The organism is Mannheimia sp. E30BD, assembly GCF_041807785.1.
In the GTDB taxonomy this organism is placed as follows: Bacteria; Pseudomonadota; Gammaproteobacteria; order Enterobacterales; family Pasteurellaceae; genus Mannheimia.
The window spans coordinates 1-705 of record NZ_JBGTYX010000055.1; the positions used below are offsets into that span (position 1 = coordinate 1).

A 705-nucleotide genomic window follows, 5' to 3' on the forward strand; every position below is an offset into this window, starting at 1 on the left:
AAATTACCGTGTCTGTCAGATTAATTTGAGCTTAAATTCTTTTCCACCCAAATCCGTTTTCCATCAAGTAAGGTTGCCATCGGTGTTCTGCCACAGCACATTTTTCCTTGATGTGTTCGATGGTGATTATAATACATTAACCACTCATCTAAATCCGCTTGTAATGTCGTTAAATCCGTATAAATTTTCTTCCTAAATGCCACTTGGTAAAATTCTTGTAAGATTGTTTTATGGAACCGTTCGCAGATGCCGTTAGTCTGCGGATGTTTTACCTTGGTTTTACTGTGTTCAATATCATTTATCGCTAAATAAAGCTCATAATCGTGATTTTCTACCTTGCCACAATATTCACTTCCTCGGTCAGTTAATATGCGTAACATCGGTAAACCTTGGCTTTCAAAGTATGGTAACACTTTATCATTCAGTATATCCGCAGCACTGATAGCGGTCTTCATTGTATAAAGTTTTGCAAACGCCACTTTACTGTAAGTATCAATAAACGTTTGTTGATAAATACGACCCACTCCTTTGAGGTTGCCCACATAGAAAGTATCTTGTGAGCCAAGATAGCCAGGGTGTGCTGTTTCAATTTCACCACAGGCAATCTCATCTTCTTTCTTACGCTCTAAGGCTTGTACCTGTGCTTCACTGAGTATAATACCTTGTTCTGCAACCAGTTTTTCCAGGGCGATTAATCTTTGCTTA

General features: G+C 38.4%; 1 protein-coding gene. It reads right to left on the minus strand.

Annotated features, from left to right (window positions below):
• Positions 1-20: 20 nt before the first annotated feature.
• A partial coding sequence (locus ACERCG_RS12185) for an integrase core domain-containing protein (protein ID WP_373612307.1) occupies positions 21-705 on the minus strand: 685 nt, incomplete at its 5' end.